This is a genomic window from uncultured Tenacibaculum sp. (assembly GCF_947495995.1).
Lineage (GTDB): Bacteria > Bacteroidota > Bacteroidia > Flavobacteriales > Flavobacteriaceae > Polaribacter.
Map to the genome: position 1 here is coordinate 603,400 of NZ_CANMAX010000002.1, position 16,553 is coordinate 619,952.

The 16,553-nt window shown below is 29.2% G+C and carries 14 protein-coding genes; 2 read left to right on the forward strand and 12 right to left on the reverse strand.

Annotated elements, in window-relative coordinates; translation table 11 throughout:
• Positions 1–282: 282 nt before the first annotated feature.
• The 7 genes from Q1A15_RS07955 to Q1A15_RS07985 form a co-directional block, all read right to left on the reverse strand.
• Positions 283–1,053 (reverse strand): LytTR family DNA-binding domain-containing protein, encoded by a 771-nt coding sequence (locus tag Q1A15_RS07955; RefSeq protein WP_299621422.1) that lies wholly within the window; start codon positions 1,051–1,053, stop codon positions 283–285.
• On the reverse strand, positions 1,046–2,095 hold the full coding sequence (locus Q1A15_RS07960) for a histidine kinase (protein WP_299621424.1): 1,050 nt from the start codon (positions 2,093–2,095) through the stop codon (positions 1,046–1,048). Before Q1A15_RS07960 ends, Q1A15_RS07955 begins: the two co-directional genes overlap by 8 nt.
• A gap of 74 nt (positions 2,096–2,169) precedes the next feature.
• Entirely contained in the window at positions 2,170–2,910 is a 741-nt protein-coding gene (locus tag Q1A15_RS07965) for a hypothetical protein (protein WP_299621425.1), read from the reverse strand.
• Positions 2,911–3,321: 411 nt separating this feature from the next.
• On the reverse strand, positions 3,322–4,170 hold the full coding sequence (gene blaOXA / locus Q1A15_RS07970; RefSeq protein WP_299621427.1) for a class D beta-lactamase: 849 nt from the start codon (positions 4,168–4,170) through the stop codon (positions 3,322–3,324).
• A gap of 67 nt (positions 4,171–4,237) precedes the next feature.
• On the reverse strand, positions 4,238–6,421 hold the full coding sequence (locus Q1A15_RS07975) for a prolyl oligopeptidase family serine peptidase (RefSeq protein ID WP_299621429.1): 2,184 nt from the start codon (positions 6,419–6,421) through the stop codon (positions 4,238–4,240).
• A 187-nt stretch (positions 6,422–6,608) separates the two neighbouring features.
• Complete coding sequence (locus Q1A15_RS07980; protein ID WP_299621430.1) at positions 6,609–8,072, reverse strand: AAA family ATPase; 1,464 nt, start codon at positions 8,070–8,072, stop codon at positions 6,609–6,611.
• Positions 8,073–8,075: 3 nt separating this feature from the next.
• Positions 8,076–9,218 carry a VWA domain-containing protein gene (locus Q1A15_RS07985; RefSeq protein ID WP_299621432.1) on the reverse strand — a complete coding sequence of 381 codons (1,143 nt, stop codon included), beginning with the start codon at positions 9,216–9,218 and terminating at the stop codon, positions 8,076–8,078.
• Positions 9,219–9,298: 80 nt separating this feature from the next.
• Between Q1A15_RS07985 and Q1A15_RS07990 the strand changes: the two genes are divergently transcribed.
• Positions 9,299–10,114: a DUF1853 family protein gene (locus Q1A15_RS07990; protein WP_299621434.1), complete on the forward strand. Its 816-nt coding sequence runs from the start codon at positions 9,299–9,301 to the stop codon at positions 10,112–10,114.
• 234 nt (positions 10,115–10,348) lie between these two features.
• Here the strand turns inward: Q1A15_RS07990 and Q1A15_RS07995 are convergent, their stop codons facing one another.
• Positions 10,349–11,269, reverse strand: coding sequence for an EamA family transporter (locus Q1A15_RS07995; protein ID WP_299621436.1), 921 nt, complete (start codon positions 11,267–11,269; stop codon positions 10,349–10,351).
• Positions 11,270–11,310: 41 nt separating this feature from the next.
• Positions 11,311–12,540, reverse strand: coding sequence for a class I SAM-dependent rRNA methyltransferase (locus Q1A15_RS08000; RefSeq protein ID WP_299621438.1), 1,230 nt, complete (start codon positions 12,538–12,540; stop codon positions 11,311–11,313).
• Between the two features lie 143 nt (positions 12,541–12,683).
• Here Q1A15_RS08000 and Q1A15_RS08005 point away from each other — a divergent pair, with 143 nt between their 5' ends.
• The gene (locus Q1A15_RS08005) at positions 12,684–13,901 is read left to right on the forward strand and encodes an NADH:flavin oxidoreductase/NADH oxidase family protein (RefSeq protein ID WP_299621440.1); all 1,218 of its coding nucleotides are present in this window, start codon (positions 12,684–12,686) and stop codon (positions 13,899–13,901) included.
• A 29-nt stretch (positions 13,902–13,930) separates the two neighbouring features.
• Here the strand turns inward: Q1A15_RS08005 and Q1A15_RS08010 are convergent, their stop codons facing one another.
• The 3 genes from Q1A15_RS08010 to hisIE all read right to left on the reverse strand — a co-directional run bounded on the left by Q1A15_RS08010 (position 13,931) and on the right by hisIE (position 16,543).
• Positions 13,931–14,494, reverse strand: a complete 564-nt coding sequence (locus tag Q1A15_RS08010) for a DUF3841 domain-containing protein (RefSeq protein WP_299621442.1) — start codon at positions 14,492–14,494, stop codon at positions 13,931–13,933.
• Positions 14,495–14,593: 99 nt separating this feature from the next.
• Positions 14,594–15,658 carry a glycerophosphodiester phosphodiesterase family protein gene (locus Q1A15_RS08015; RefSeq protein ID WP_299621444.1) on the reverse strand — a complete coding sequence of 355 codons (1,065 nt, stop codon included), beginning with the start codon at positions 15,656–15,658 and terminating at the stop codon, positions 14,594–14,596.
• Positions 15,659–15,949: 291 nt separating this feature from the next.
• The gene (gene hisIE / locus Q1A15_RS08020; protein WP_262509598.1) at positions 15,950–16,543 is read right to left on the reverse strand and encodes a bifunctional phosphoribosyl-AMP cyclohydrolase/phosphoribosyl-ATP diphosphatase HisIE; all 594 of its coding nucleotides are present in this window, start codon (positions 16,541–16,543) and stop codon (positions 15,950–15,952) included.
• Between the last annotated feature and the right edge of the window lie 10 nt (positions 16,544–16,553).

The following is a 16,553-nucleotide window of genomic DNA, read 5'->3' on the forward strand; positions in this document are numbered from 1 at the left end:
TTTCAAATTCTCTACACTCAATATTACATCACTTTCACTCAACAAAAAATCTTGTTCACTCAATACAGATTGTATGAACCTGACATATACTATACATTTGAATTGAGAAAGAAAATAAATTAGTTGATAAATAAAGAATAAAAAGAAATGAATTAGAAATTAAAAAAATTGCTAGAAAAAAGAGGATGTAATTAAGTTTGTTTAAGGATTTATAAACCCCACTAAAATGGCTATGATTTTAGTGAGGTTTTTATTTTGCTTTATTTATTGTTTAATTATTTATCAAACTCCCATCCAAGTATTAAATGATGCTGTACTATTTTGACTAGTTTTTAACACATGTGATTTGATATGAATTGCCACAGTATTTTTGGTATAACGACTTATTTTTTCGATATAATTTCTATTAATCAACTCACTCCTATTGATTTTAAAAAACGAAGTCGGATTAAGCATTTCTTGTACTTCTTTAAGCGTTGTTTGATTTAGCAGATGTTTCTTATTGTTTTGATCATAAGCAAACACAACTCCGTAATCTGATTGAATGAAAATAATATCTTCAACTTTTAGAAAGTAAATATCACTGTTAGATTTAACAGATATATATTCTTTATAATTTGGCTTCACTTCAATCTTACTCTGATAATAAGCATCTAATTTTTTAAAAATATCGTTATGATTTACTTCTGTCTTATTTACCAATGAAGTATATTTTTTCCAAGCTTTTTCGAAGCGTGTAAAGGAATAAGGTTTTAATAAATATTCTATTCCGCTGGTTTCAAACGCATTCATCCAAAACTGATCATAAGCAGTTGCAAATATGATTGGAAAATCAACAGCTATCTGATTGTAAACATCAAAAACATTTCCGTCTCGTAATTCTATATCAGAAAAAATTAAATCAATATCTGGAGAAGTTTTAAAGAAAGATTGAGTTTCGTCTACAGTTTCTATTTCTTTTATAATTTCAATAGGTTCATTTACTTTTTCTAAATACCTCTTTAACTTTTTTCTAGCCGGAGCTTCATCTTCTATTATTACAACTCTAATCATAACTATTTGTTTTAATAAGTGGTAAAATCACAGTAAAAGCACTTCCTGCATCTTGAATTTCAATTGGCTTTTTTGTCAGTAATTCAAACTGTTTATTTAGGTTTTTTAAAGCCACTCCATTACTTTTTTTCTTTCTCTTTAATTCAACTTTATTATTACTAACTTTTACTCCATTTTCTAGAGTAACTGTAACAATAACAGGATTTTGTTTTGTTCCTAAATTATGCAATATGGCGTTTTCTATTAATACTTGTAGACAAAACGGCGGAACTATAATCCTTGAATTTTTAATTTCGTTAGTGATATTTAATTGATAATATCCCTCATATTTTTTTTCCATTAGCTCAAAATAGTTTTGAGTAAATATCAATTCCTTTTCAATTTCTATAAGTTCACTTTCTGCGCTATTTAAAGCATAACGATATAATTCAGAAAAACTACTTAAAAAATCTGAAGCTTTATCTTGATCTTCTTCTATTAATTGATCTAAAATATTAAGGTTATTAAAGAGAAAATGTGGATTTAACTGAGCCTTTAATTGTTGAATTTTACTTTTAGAATTAGTTATTTCATATTCGTTCAACCTTTTACGGTACTTACTATTATCCTTAGAATATAGATATGCCAATGAAATTCCTCCGAAGATTACAAAGTCTATTGTCTGATAAAAAAGCCTGTATGTAATCATAAATGAAGAATTAAAATTTCTCGAAAATGTATTAAAAATTAGAGAAATCAGAATTCCGAAAATATTGGCTGATAGTATATAAAACACGTAACTTATCAAGAAAAAGTTTATGTATCTTTTTACTGAAGAAACTTCGTTAGTTTCGTTTTTATTAACTTTTCTCTTTACAAAATCTGTTAACAAAAAAATGAGAAATGCTCCTATAAAAACCCAAATTGGAGCATCTAAATGAAAAACAAAATCTTGCCAAGAATTTGCGCTACCAATATTATTTTTAAGGGTAAATAACCAGGAAAAAATAAATAAGAAAAGAATGAAATTCTTATTTTCTTTATAAAACTCAACTACTTTCATGCTTGGTAAATATAGGCATTTGCAAAGAAGAAAAACTAGTTTCTTGTTTGCAAATGCATTATGAATAGAATAATTTAATTTGGCCAAGAATTAACTACATCTCCTTTTTCATTGTAAGCTTCAAGCTTAACATTATTATTTTCATCAATAGCAAATTTAGCTCTTGGTCTTCCTTTATCATCGTATAAAAACAATCCGTTTTGTCTTCCAGGAGTTTGTCCTAATGCAACTCTTCTTACAGAACCTATCATTCCTTTTTTCCAATACTCTCTGAATTTTTTCTTACGCTCTTTCGGATCTTTAATAGCTTGTAACTCTTCATTTATTTTCATTGTATTAGCATGAGTTTCATTATCTCCACGATCGTTAAAAACTAATGATCCAGACTTATAACGCTTCTCTCCTACTTGATTATCTGTAGTTTTTAACTGCATTACCTGATCTCCATCGTATTGATCGTAAGTAAGTGAAAGTCCTGAACTATGCCCATTCTTTGTTTTATTTCCATCGTAAATAAATCCTCCACATTCTTTACCATCTTCCGTATAAAATAACATTCCAGCTCGCTTTGTACGCTTATGATAAACTATTCCATTTACTTCATCTCCTTTACTCGGAAAATGATTAGCATTTGTAATTACCATTTTTACAGTTCCATCATTTTCTACAATATTAATTCGCTCAACATCAATAGTTCCGAATTTATTGTTACCATTATATTTTGTGAAAGCTAAAGAGGCAAAAGTTATAATTCCTAAAGCTGTTGTGATTGCGAATGTTCTTAAAAAAATAAGTTCTTTTGTTGTATTTATCATCGTGTTTCGTTTTTTAGTTATTAATGACACTTCAAAACTACGTGGATCATAAAACGTGAAAAATTACTTTCTAATGAATGCAGGAAAAATTCAAAAGAACTAAGGAAAAAATCTATAAAAAGAAATCCATATGATTATCAATAATCAGTTTCACTGATGATTTTGTATCTATTTCCGTTAACTAAGTCACGTTTACTCAATAAAAAACCACTTACACTCAATATGGATTGTAAACTCTTCATGTATGCTATACATTTGAATTGAAAAGGAAAATAAATTAGTTGAGAAAAATGGAATAAAAGAAATGAATTAGAAATTAAAAAAATTGCTAGAAAAAGACAGTATAATTTAAAGTTTGTACAGAGATTTACAAAACCCACCAAGATGCTATGATTTGGTGGGTTTTGTTATTTAATTTAAATATATTCCTATATTTTCAAAAGCTTTGAATGTTATTTCTTTTCTGATTTTAGGAAACAATTTCATATCAAAAGTTGTTGTTGGTTCTACATTGGTAGCAAAAAAGAAAACATTATTTTTTGCTTCTACATAGCCAACAAACCAACCATTATTAATATTATTATAGATAGACCAACCTGTTTTTCCGCTTAACTTTACTCCTTCTTTATCTTTCATTACAATCATATTTTTCATAATACTATCTGTTCGTTTAGAGATAGGTAGTTGTTTTTTATAAAAACGTTGTAGAAAATCAATTTGTTGAAATTGAGTTATTTTTGAATTTCCTTGAAGCCAGAACAAATCAATATTTGTGCTATCAACTTTTATGTCACCATAATTGAGTTTTTCAAGGTATTTCTTCATTCGCTTTACTCCTATTTTTCTAGCTATTTCTTGATAACAAGGAACACAAGAATAATGAAATGCTTGTTTAAAATATAAATCTTGTTCCCAGATTTTTAATCGTCTATCTTCCCCATTCCATTTAAAAATAGTACTGTCATTTTCTACAACACTTGTTTCTAAAGCTATTATTGAATTCGGAATTTTATAGGTAGACGCTGGTAATTTTCCTGTTCTTGCCCAATAAAAATCATTAGATAAAAACTGTCTTTTGTTGGAATCATAAATTAAAATAGATCCTTTTAATTTAGCTTCATCAATTATTTTTTGAAATTTTTCTGAAACAATTTCTTTATTGGCAGTTGATTCTTCTTTACTAGTAATTTCCTTTGATTGTTTTTCTTGTTTACAAGACAGTATCAATAAAAAAACGAAAAGTATTCTTAATATTTTCATAGTTGAATTTAAAAAAAATAGCCCAGAAAGATTCTGAGCTATTTATATAATTGAAATATAGTATTAATTATTTTTTTACTTCGAAACCAGGATGCCCAACTTGAGCAAAAGCAAAGGCTAAAAGGTTTGATAATTCACGATAGATTTTTAATTCTGCTTCATTAACTCCATGTCCTTTATTTGATTGCACATAAAAAATAATTGGCTTATCTGATTTATTTTTCTCTTGTAATCTAGCTGCAAATTTACCTGGAGCCCAAGGAACAACTCTTAAATCATTTAATCCTGCGGTTATAATTGTTGCAGGATATTTTTCATTTTCTTTTATTTTAGAATAAGCGTCCATTTCTAATAATGCTGAGCATTCTTCTGGATTTTTATACGTACCAAACTCTTTAACGTTATTTGCTCCATTAGGTCCTTCTTCATTTCTTAACATGTTTAAAGTACCAACTCTTAATAAGGACACAGCGTATAAGTCTGGTCTTTCAGTTATGCTTCTACCAGCCATTATTCCTCCTGCACTAGTACCAGTAATTACAGTCTTCTTGTTTGATGTATACTTTTCATTAATCATATATTCAGTACAAGAAATCATATCTTTCCATGTATTTGGCTTGTTTTGTTTTTTACCTCCCAAATACCAAGCACTTCCTTTTTCTCCACCACCTCTAACATGAGCAATAGCTATAATGCCACCTTGTTCTACCCATGTTAATCTGCTTTCAGAAAATCCAGGAGTGTAACTTCTACCATAAGATCCGTAAGCTAATAATAACGTAGGATTACTACCATCTCTTTTTATATCCTTTTTATGGATAATTGATAAAGGAATTTTTTCTCCATCATGAGCCGTAACTTCTACTTCTTTTACTGTAAAATTTTCAAATTCTGGATACGTTGCTACAGGTGATAACTCCTCTGGTGTAAACTTTTTCTCATTAAAATCGTACTTGAAACGTCGTAGTTTATTTAACCAACCCCTAGTGAAAACCCAAAGATCTGGCTTACTAGAAGATAAATTACCAATATAAGAGCTAGCTGCACTCATTGGTAATTCTATTTCTGTAGATTTATTATTTTTAAAATGATACAGTTTCGCTTTTACTCCATTGATAGAAGTTGTGTAGAATAAACCTACAGAAGTAATTACAAAACTTTTTATTACTTCTCCTTCTTTAGGACTTATTAATGTATTATCCTTAGTCCACTCAATTTTATTAAGATCTGTTTTTATAATTTCATAATTCGCATTATTAATTGCCGTTAGAGCAAATACACTATCATTATGAATTATAACTTTCTTAATTTTATCTTCTTTTTTAACTAAAGGAAGCCATTTTACATTCTTTTTATTGAAAAAGTTTGACGATAAACAATAATATCTATCAGAATAAGCAGTAGCACCTCCTTTTCTACCAATCACATATTTATCATTGCTTCTATCTACACTTACGAAAGGTAGATCTGAATTTGTAAGATTTAACTCAGGAGCAGTTTCTTTACTAAAAAGTGTTTCTTTTTTAGACGCAGGCCATCCTAATTTATATAAAATTACACTCATGTTTTTAAAATGATCATCGGATGCTTTATAATTATCTGCAAAAGATGTAAAATATATACCTGTATTATCTTTTAACCATGATAATCCACTCCAAAAATTTGGAATACCATCTATTAAAACTTTTTGAGTTTCAATGTCGATTATAAGTACCTCTGAATATTCTTTATCTGCATGAGTTAATGCTATAGCTACTTTTTTACCATCCCAACTTGGTGCATAAGATCGAATCACATAATTCTTTTTATCACCTTTTTTATATTCCTGAGAATTAAAGATAAATTGCTCTTCTTCATTTAATGAGTTTCTCTTACATAAAATCACCTTATTTTCTTTGACATATTGCTTTAAATAAAAGTAATTTCCATTATCTAACATCCAAATAGTCTTGGTCTCAAATTCACTTCTTGAGGCATAGGAAGTCATCTTTTTGTATAAAGTTTCACTTCCTTTTACTTTATTCAAATAGTTATTTGCATAAGTTTCTTGATCTTCAAACCATTTAATGACCGAAGAATCTTTAAGGTTTTCTAAATTTCTATAATCATCTGTCACTGAAACCCCACAGTATTCTTCCGTTACTGGTTCTTTTTCTATTTTAGGATAATTATAAGCATTTTTTTTAGGTGTAGTATTGTTACAGGATATAATCGTTAGTAACAAAACGAAAATTGAAATTACTTTTTTCATTATTTTTAGGTTAATTAAAAGTCTAGAAAATAATAAGTATTGACTTATTATTTGGTTGATTAGCCCACTAAAGTAAGAAAAAAGATAGTATTTAATTATAGTCTAAATTTTTACTATTCATTAAGTTTTAAACAAAAAAAATAGCCCAGAAAACTCTGAGCTATTAAAATTTTATCTGTTGTACGAATTAAATTCCTCTTATATAATTCGCTAAAGGATCATTAAATTGAAAACCTTTAGTAAAACGTTCTTTGTTTAAAATTTTAAACTCTGATAAAGCCCAAAGTATAAACTCTTTTAAGAAATACAGATCTTCTTGTGGAAATTCTGGTTGATATTTTTTAATCAAAGAATTCAACGGAGTAATTGTATCTAACTGTTCTGTAAAATATTTATCATCCATATCATCTAACAATTCAATAGCATCTTTTGAATAGAACCATTGCGAAATATCATCATATGGAGTTTCTTCGTCTTCTCTTTTTAGTTTTTTAATCTCTGGGAATAATTCAACAAAAAATGATTTTACCGCATTACTTATTAAAGTTTGTGCAACTACATCGGCTCCTTCTTGCTCGCCTTCGTAAACCAATTCTATTTTTCCAGTAATTGCTGGAATTGTACCAAAGAAATCTAGTAAGCGAATCGATGTTTTTTCATCTTCTGTCAATAAACTTCTTCGTTCGGCAGTACTTAATAAGTTCTCAAAAATAGAAATACTCATACGGGCACTAACACCACTTTTAGCATCTACATATTCACTATCACGAGCTTCAAAACTAATTTGTTCTACCAAGCGCTTTGCTAGTTGTGGTACGTGAACTGTATCTTTTTGTCCTTGTAAAATTTTAGCTTCTTGTTCTGTAATCTTTTCTGCAATTTCTACAGACTTCGGATAATGCGTTAAAATTTGAGATCCAATTCTATCTTTTAACGGAGTTACAATACTACCTCTATTTGTATAATCTTCTGGATTTGCTGTAAACACAAACTGAATATCTAATGGCAAACGTAGTTTAAAGCCTCGTATTTGAATATCTCCTTCTTGAAGTATATTGAATAACGAAACTTGAATTCTTGCTTGCAAATCCGGAATTTCATTAATTACAAAAATGCATCGATTAGCTCTTGGAATCATTCCGAAGTGAATCACACGATCATCTGCGTAATTTAATTTTAAATTCATCGCTTTGATTGGATCAATATCTCCAATTAAATCTGCAACAGTTACATCTGGTGTTGCTAATTTCTCAAAGAAACGCTCATCTCTATGCAACCAAGTGATTGGTGTTTCATCTCCTTTTTCTGAAATCAACTCTTTGGCAAAACGTGATAACGGTTTAAAAGGATCATCATTAATTTCAGAACCTTCTACTACTGGAATATACTCATCTAAAAGTGTTACCATTAAACGAGCTAATCTCGTTTTAGCTTGTCCTCTTAATCCTAGTAAATTAATATTATGTTTTGATAAAATTGCTGTTTCTAACTCTGGAATAACAGAATTTTCGTAACCCCAAACTCCTTCAAAAACAGTTTCTTGATTTTTTAATTTTTTAATTAAGTTATTTCTTAATTCATCTTTAATATCAACAGATTTATATCCTGCTTCTTTTAAAGCGCCTAATGTTTTTATATCGGTAAACTTCATAATTTATATTCCTCGTATTCTTTTTTTTCTGTTTGATTCGTAATCTTCGAAAATCATTTCACCTAAACCTTTTAATCCGGTGTAAAATGCTTTTCCTTGATTTGCTTGTGTAAAATGACGGATAAATTGCATCAAATACGGATCTTGCGCAATCATAAATGTTGTGATAGGAATGTGTAATTTTCTAGCTTGAGAAGCCATGTTGTAACACTTTTCTACAATATATTTATCTAATCCGTTACTATTTTTATAGTACGTTCCGTCTGGTAAACGCAAACAACTTGGTTTTCCATCGGTAATCATGAATATTTGCTTATTCGTATTTCGCTTCCTACGTAAAATATCCATTGCTAATTGCAATCCAGCAACTGTATTGGTATGATACGGTCCAACTTTTAAATACGGAAGTTCTTTAACGGAAATTGGCCAAGCATCATTTCCAAAAACTAAAATATCGATTGTATCCTTCGGATATCTTGTCTTTATCAATTCAGTTAAAGCCATAGCAACCTTTTTTGCTGGTGTAATCCTATCTTCACCATATAAGATCATACTATGACTAATATCAATCATTAAAACCGTACTCATTTGAGCTTTAAAATTAGTTTCTTCTACAACTAAATCTTGTTCAGTTAATGAAAAATTACCAATTCCGTTGTTAATTTGAGCATTCTTAATACTTTCAGTCATAGAAATGCGATCTAAAGCATCACCAAAATGAAAGTTTCTAAATTCACCGGTATGCTCGTCGCCTTGACCAATACTTTTGGTTTTATGGTTTCCTGATCGACTTTTCTTTAGTTTTCCGAAAATCTGATTTAATGCATTCTGCCGAATGGCTTGTTCTGTTTTTGAAGTAATTTTTAATTTACCTTCACCATCTCCTTCTCCATCTTTAGGATCATCGAACTCTTCTCTTATATATCCTTTTCTTTTTAAATCTTCTAAAAAATCATCTAAGGTATATTCAGGAGTTGTTAACTTGTACTCTTTATCTAATTGCTTTAACCATTCAAAAGCTTCATCGAAATCACCAGAAGTATACGTGATCAATTCTTTGAAAATATCAAAAAGTTTATCGAATGGCGGGATTTGTTTTGCTTCGAATTTTTCGAAGCGTAATCCTTTTTTAAACTGATTAATCATATTATAAAAATACGGCTATTTGTATTTTTACACCAGTCTTACATTCATATGTATTACTATTTAGAATTATTTTAACATTAATGCATTTTAAAAGCAAAGAAATACAATTACAATATCAAGGGTTTGAAAACACCAAACTATTATGGTTTAATACTTTAAATAAATTAAATCAAATTACTGATATTCAAAATGATTACACATCTTTATCTCAATTAAAAATAGATGGTAATCCGAGATTGGGGAAACTTGTAGAGCAATTTGTTTTTTATCAATTCTCTAAAGATGAACGAATTGAAATTATAACCGAGAATTTACAGATACAGAACGATAAAATTACCGTTGGAGAAATAGATTGTTTGCTTCTAGAAAATAAACAACCGGTACATTTAGAAATTGTGTATAAATTCTATTTGTATGATGCATCTGTTGGTTCTTCAGAAATTGATCATTGGATTGGTCCGAATAGAAATGATAGTTTCAGACAAAAACATGATAAATTAATTCAGAAACAACTTCCATTATTATATCATGAAAAAACTGTGGAGGCAATTAGTAAGTATAATTTAGATCCTAGAGATATTATTCAAAAAGTATATTTTAAGGCACAATTGTATCCACACCTCAACGATTATAAAAAAGAATTTCCGATAATAAATAACGAATGTATTGAAGGATTTTACATTTATAGAAAAGAGCTAAAAGAATATGCAAATGCTAAATTTTATATTCCTACGAAACATAATTGGTTAGTAAAACCACATTATGATGTTGGCTGGTTGAATTATGATACGTTTGAGGAAAAACTTGACATTTTTTTACAAAAGAAGAGTTCTCCTTTATGTTGGTTGAAAAAAGCAAATGGAGAACTCTTCAAAATATTTATAGTCTGGTGGTGATTAAACCTCAACAAACTATAGAAATGCATGATACTATTTTATATAATTGGTAAATCTTTAAAATGCTGAACCATTAAAAAGAAAATACAACACATAACTGTAACAGTTATAGCTGTATACATTACATAATTTAGGAGTTTTTTTGTGTTCATGAGGATAATTATATTTAGTGGATTATATTATTAATACAATCCATAAACAAAAATCCCTACCATTTATTGCAAAAAAATTGAATTATGTTTTTTGTGAAGGTCTTACTTTTCTCTTAGTAATTCTCTTTCTAGATGTAATAAAATACACACCAGTTAATAAAACACAAGAAGCTAAAATCGATTGATTGGTTAGTTTTTCCCCTAAGAAATACCATCCTAATAATAAAGCAATTACAGGATTTACATAAGCAGATGTTGATACTTTTTCCGGAGAAACTACTTTCAATAAGTAATTAAAGGCAGTAAAGGCAACTATACTACCAAAAAGAATTAAGAAGACAATAGAAATTTGAACTTTAGATGTAATTCTTGTAATTGTAGTAATATCTTCTTTGAAAATCTGACTCCAAAATAAAAGCAAAATACTAGCAATAGTCATTTGATAACCTGTACTAACAAAAAAGTTTTTAGGCAAATCTGCTTTTGAAACAAATACACTACCATAACTCCAACTTAAAACACAAGATAGAATCATAAAAATACCTAGAATCATACCTTCTGAAGTTGAAATTGTTTTCTGACTTACTAAAAGATACATTCCTAAAATACCTAAACCAACACCAATCATTGATTTTTGTTGCATTTTTTGTCCGTCAATTAATCGCAGTAAAAACAACACAAATAAAGGTTGTGTAGAAGCTAATAAAGCAGCAAAACCACTATCTACATATTTTAAAGCCCAAACGAAAACTCCATTTCCATAAACTAAAAATAGAAAACCAGCTACTGTTATATTCAATAATTGCCTTTTTGTTATTTTTAGTGATTTTTTAAGCAATTTGGCTATCACCAAAATTAAAACTCCTGCACTACCAAAACGTATAGCTGCTAAAAGTAACGGTGGTACTTCTGCAACTGCTATTTTATTTAATAAATATGTTGATCCCCAAATAAAATAAATTGAAAAGAAGGATAATAGAATGAATAGTTTTTGTTTGTTCATTGGTCTAAGTTACGTTTTATTTGAGAATGAAATTTTAAAAATCAATCAAAAAACTGATAATACCCACATTTTAAATAAGCACCTTCTGGAAAACCTATCGGATGATCTATATCGTGATATGTTTTAGAAACAGTTTTAAATCTTCTTTTTGAAGAATTTAAAGTCTCTTCGTTAATACTAAAAAATACCTCAGCAACAACTCTAGACGAACAAGAAGCCAATACTAACAATCCGTTTTTAGCAGTTAGTTGTACTCCTAATTTTGCCAATTGCTTATACTTTTTCTCTGCAAGATCAATTTCTGAAGCTTGTTTCGCAAAACTTGGTGGATCAATAACGACAACGTCAAACTTTACGTTCTGTTGAATCAACTTACGTAATTCTTCAAAAGCATCACCGGCAATAGTTTTATGAATTCCAGAATAATCATTCAATTTTCCATTTTCAACGGCAATTTGTAAAGCCTGTTTACTAATATCTAAACTAGTTACTTCTTTTGCTTGATTGTATAATGCATGAACCGAAAATCCACCAGCATAAGAAAACACATCTAACACACGTTTTCCTTTACTCAACTCACCTACTCGTTTTCTATTTGCTCTATGATCTAAAAAATATCCTGTTTTATGTCCTTTAATCACATTTGCAGAGAAATTCACATTGTGTTCTACAAATTGTACCACCTCATCTTCTAAAACTCCGTAAACCACTTCTCCGTCTTTCAGATTATGATTTGTAGATTTCTCTACATTTCTACTTAAACGAATCACCACAGTTTTCGCTTTAGAAACTTGCTGTAAACTTTGTAATATATCTTGTAAAAAAGGTAACCAAATTTCAGAATACAATTTCACTACTAAAACACTGGCATATACATCAGCAATTAAAGACGGAAATCCATCATTCTCACCAAAAATAAGTCGGTAACTATTGGTATTTGTTTCTAATAATTTCTCACGCTTATTGTAAGCTTTTTCAATTTTAGTATGAAAAAATTCAGCATTTACTGTAGCTTTTTCATTTTCACTATGAATAACTTTTATTCGAATTGGTGAATCTGCATCATACAAACCAATTCCAACAACCTTATTTCTTTTCTTACTAAAAATAATAGCTAAATCACCTGTTTTAGGTTCGTTACTAATCTTTTCAATACTATTTGAAAATACCCAAGGATGTTTTTTAATTACATGTTGTTCTCCTTTACTAGAAAGTTTTACAGCAAGATTTTTAGGTTTATAATTAGATACAATATGTTCGCTAAACTTCATAAATCATTCACTAAAAAATGAACCACAAAAATAGGTATTCATGAAAACTAATCTTAAAACTTTTTCATTTTATATCTAAGTAATTTAGATGTATTAAGTATTTTTAAGAACTAAGTAAATTACATACTATTTTAATCGACCCAATGACTACACTACAAGATCAACTTACACTTCCGAATGGAACCGTATTAGCTAATAGAATTGCTAAATCTGCAATGAGTGAAAACTTATCTAATAAAACTCACGAACCAACGCCAGTTTTAATAAATGCTTATAAAAAATGGGCAAAGAGTGGTTCTGGATTATTAATTACAGGTAATGTAATGATTGATAGTAAAGCTCTTGGTGAACCTATGAATGTAGTAGTAGAAGATAAACGTCACTTCGAAAAATTACAAGAATGGGCAAATTCTGTAGAAGGAACGAATACACAACTTTGGGTACAAATTAATCATCCTGGGCGACAAGCGATGGATCAAATTAATAGTGTTTTAAAAGCTCCATCTGCAATTCCTTTAAAATCTAAAGGAAGAAAAAAAGCGACAACTAAGATTCCGGAAGCTTTAACGCATGAAGAAATTGAAGATATTATTAAACGTTTCGGAATAACAGCTTCGATTTTAAAAGAAGCTGGTTTTGGAGGAGTTCAAATACACGGAGCTCATGGATATTTAGTAAGTCAGTTTTTATCGCCTTACGCTAATGTTCGTGAAGATGATTGGGGAGGAAGTTTAGAAAAAAGAGCTCGATTCGTATTGGAAGTTTATAAAGAAATTAGAAAACAAGTAGGTGCAGATTTTCCTATTGGAATTAAGTTAAACTCTGCGGATTTTCAAAAAGGCGGATTTAGTGAAGAAGATTCTATTAAAGTAATAGAACTACTATCGGAAGCTGGAATTGATTTAATTGAAATTTCTGGTGGAACATATGAAGCTCCTGCAATGATGATGGGAAATCGTAAGCAAAGTACTAAAGAAAGAGAAGCTTATTTTATTGATTATATCGAAAAAGCAAGAGCTATAACTAAAACTCCATTAATGTTAACTGGAGGTTTTAGAACCGTTTCTGTAATGCAAGAAGCTATAGCCTCTGAAGAACTCGACGTGGTTGGATTAGCACGTCCTTTTACTTTGTTTCCTAATATCGGAAATGAGGTTTTAGAAGAAAGTAGAACAAACTTTGGAGTAAACATTAATAAAACTGGTGTGAAAGGTATTGATGGAATGATGAATATTATTTGGTACGAAGCGCAAATAAAACGTTTAGGATTAGGTAAAAAACCAAATTTAAAACTAAGTGCTTGGTCTGTATTCTTTAATTATCTTTTCTTAATTTTTAAGTTTAAACTGACTAGAAAATAATATATAAAGATGTTATTAAGGTTAGATATTTACCTTGCTATGAATTTATCTACTTTAATAACATCTTCAACTTTTAAATCCCAGAAAGTTGCTTGGATTTTTTTTTCTGCAAATGGTAATGTATAATATTCTACATCAAAATTCATATCGAAAATTTTCTCCCAACTTTTCTGAACCTCTTCTTCTGTATAAACTATCTCTTCTTTATCAACTTTAATTGCTTCTTCTTCTGAATTCGCTATATAATCTTTATAACATAAAGGCCAATGCCACAAAACAAAATCTGATAATAAAACTTCTCTTTCTTCTTTTTCTATTTCTATACGATACCCTATTTCTCCTGAAGGCAAATGTCCTGATTTTCGTAAATCTGGCTTTCTTTTGTTTTCATCGTAATGTTGAAACCAAGCCCAAATTGGAAATTGATCTTTGTGTTTGGGGGTACCAATTCTTTGAATCATTTGAGATTTTAACCAAGAATAACCTTCTTTCCATTCTGGAATAATATATTTTTCTTCTGGAATTAAAACTCCTTTTGTTTGAAGTTCATTCCAACCTTTTTCATTTTGAATCGTCCAAAGTTTTACTTTCATACTCTTAATTCACACAAGTTATTTTTGAGATAAAAGTAAACAAAAACTCCAACTTGTTTTATAAAAGATGGAGTTTAAAAAATTAATATTACTATGCTTCTACTTAATTAACAACGGTAATTTTTCTATTGATGCTTCTGTTTCAATAATCACTGTATATCTACCACTTTGTAAACTAGGAATAGTAAAGTTGTAATTCGTTACATTTTTAATAATTCCAAAATTAGCTACAGTTTGACCTAAAGCATTTACAATTCTTACTTTCCCTGAAATCTTATTCGTTTTTATTTGAAAAGAATTTATAGTTGGATTTGGATAGACAGTTACCTCATCCGAATCTAATTCATCAATTACAGGTAAAATATCTTCAGTTGTGGTTACTGACTTGCCTTGTAACTCTTGTCTGATTCTATAAGCTCTTCTTGGATAATTTGTAGCAATACCTCTTTGTCCGTTTTGAATTGCTCTTCTGATATCTCTTTCAGAATCTATCGTATAAGAAATAATTTCAATTCCCATAGCCTTTGCTTCTCTTATTCTAGATGTAGATACAACACCTCTTGGTCCGAAATATTCTCCACCAATGCTTTGAACTCTTCTTAATGTGCTACTTCCCCAGAAAATACTTACTAAATATTTAATTGGAATATTAGAAATTTGTTTTACTCTTTGTAATTCTGAAAAAGTGAATGAAATAATAATCACATCGTTTTCCATATTCAGTTCTTTTACTAAAGCCATAACTGCATCTGCTAATCCGCTTTCTTTAATCTCTATCTCAACTTTAGCTCTTCCTTTGGCTTGAACTAAAGCTTCTCTTAATGTTGGTATTCTTTCATTTGAAAATTGATTTCCAAATCTTCTTGAATATCCTGCACTTACATTTGCTAATTGATTATAATTGAAGTTTCTTAATCTTCCTCTGGTATTTGTAGTTCTGTCTAATGTACTATCGTGCATTAAAACCAAAACTCCATCTCTTGTTCTTCTTACATCACATTCGATGAAATCAGCTTTTGCGTCTATTGCAAGTTCATTTGCTATTAATGTATTTTCTGGAGCTTCACTTGAGTTTCCTCTGTGTGCGCTAATTAAGAAGTCTTGACTTTGAACTGTAATTTGAGATAATACAAGTAGTAGTAACAAGCATAATTTTTGTTTCATTTTTATTTAGATTTTAGGTTAATATGTCCGCTAAACTAAATAGATGAAACCGCGATTATATTAGTAAAACATTACTACAATTACTCTTAAAATAAGTAATGTTTATATTAACATTAAGATGATTACATTTTAATAATCTAAAAATAATTGATGTTTTTTGCTTTTTAGAAATCTACGGAGAATTTGGAATTTCAGGAAGAAAAATTGTATTTCTAAAAGTTTATCTAAGAAGGCAGATTACAAAGTGCAAGAAATAAAAAGTTCATTTATTCCTTGCACTTTAGTAAGAGTTTAATGTCTGCTTTTTAAAACAGCTTCGATGTCTTTTAAAGTAAATCCTTTTGCTTTTAATAAAATAATGTAGTGATACATTAAATCTGCAGCTTCGTTTGTAAATAACTCGTCGTTATCGTCTTTAGCTTCAATAACTAATTCTACTGCTTCTTCACCTACTTTTTGTGCCACTTTATTAATTCCTCTTTTGTATAACTTGTTTGTATAAGAAGATTCAACATTGTTATCAATTCTATCATGAATGATTTGTTCTAACTCATATAAGAAACCTTTAGGTGTTTCTTCAGCAAAACAAGAGGTATCACCTTTATGACAAGTTGGTCCTTTAGGATCTGCTTTGATTAATACTGTATCATTATCACAATCGATTTGAATATCTTTTACGTGTAAAAAATTTCCACTCGATTCACCTTTGGTCCATAATCTGTTTTTACTTCTACTAAAAAAGGTAACTACTTGTTCTTTTTCAGTTTTTTCAAATGCTTCTTGGTTCATGTAACCTAACATTAAAACTTGTAAAGTATTATTGTTTTGAACCACAACAGGTACTAACCCATCACTGCTTTTAGTAAAATCTATTTTCATTTTTATGTTTTTGTTG

Coding starts and splice junctions, on each gene's coding strand:
- Q1A15_RS07980 (WP_299621430.1), bottom strand. CDS start 8,072: ATGAAGTTTACCGATATAAAAACATTAGGCGCTTTAAAAGAAGCAGGA.
- Q1A15_RS07985 (WP_299621432.1), bottom strand. CDS start 9,218: ATGATTAATCAGTTTAAAAAAGGATTACGCTTCGAAAAATTCGAAGCA.
- Q1A15_RS07965 (WP_299621425.1), bottom strand. CDS start 2,910: ATGATAAATACAACAAAAGAACTTATTTTTTTAAGAACATTCGCAATC.
- Q1A15_RS08000 (WP_299621438.1), bottom strand. CDS start 12,540: ATGAAGTTTAGCGAACATATTGTATCTAATTATAAACCTAAAAATCTT.
- Q1A15_RS08005 (WP_299621440.1), top strand. CDS start 12,684: ATGACTACACTACAAGATCAACTTACACTTCCGAATGGAACCGTATTA.
- Q1A15_RS07960 (WP_299621424.1), bottom strand. CDS start 2,095: ATGAAAGTAGTTGAGTTTTATAAAGAAAATAAGAATTTCATTCTTTTC.
- Q1A15_RS07975 (WP_299621429.1), bottom strand. CDS start 6,421: ATGAAAAAAGTAATTTCAATTTTCGTTTTGTTACTAACGATTATATCC.
- blaOXA (WP_299621427.1), bottom strand. CDS start 4,170: ATGAAAATATTAAGAATACTTTTCGTTTTTTTATTGATACTGTCTTGT.
- Q1A15_RS08015 (WP_299621444.1), bottom strand. CDS start 15,658: ATGAAACAAAAATTATGCTTGTTACTACTACTTGTATTATCTCAAATT.
- Q1A15_RS07955 (WP_299621422.1), bottom strand. CDS start 1,053: ATGATTAGAGTTGTAATAATAGAAGATGAAGCTCCGGCTAGAAAAAAG.
- Q1A15_RS07995 (WP_299621436.1), bottom strand. CDS start 11,269: ATGAACAAACAAAAACTATTCATTCTATTATCCTTCTTTTCAATTTAT.
- Q1A15_RS07990 (WP_299621434.1), top strand. CDS start 9,299: ATGCATTTTAAAAGCAAAGAAATACAATTACAATATCAAGGGTTTGAA.
- Q1A15_RS08010 (WP_299621442.1), bottom strand. CDS start 14,494: ATGAAAGTAAAACTTTGGACGATTCAAAATGAAAAAGGTTGGAATGAA.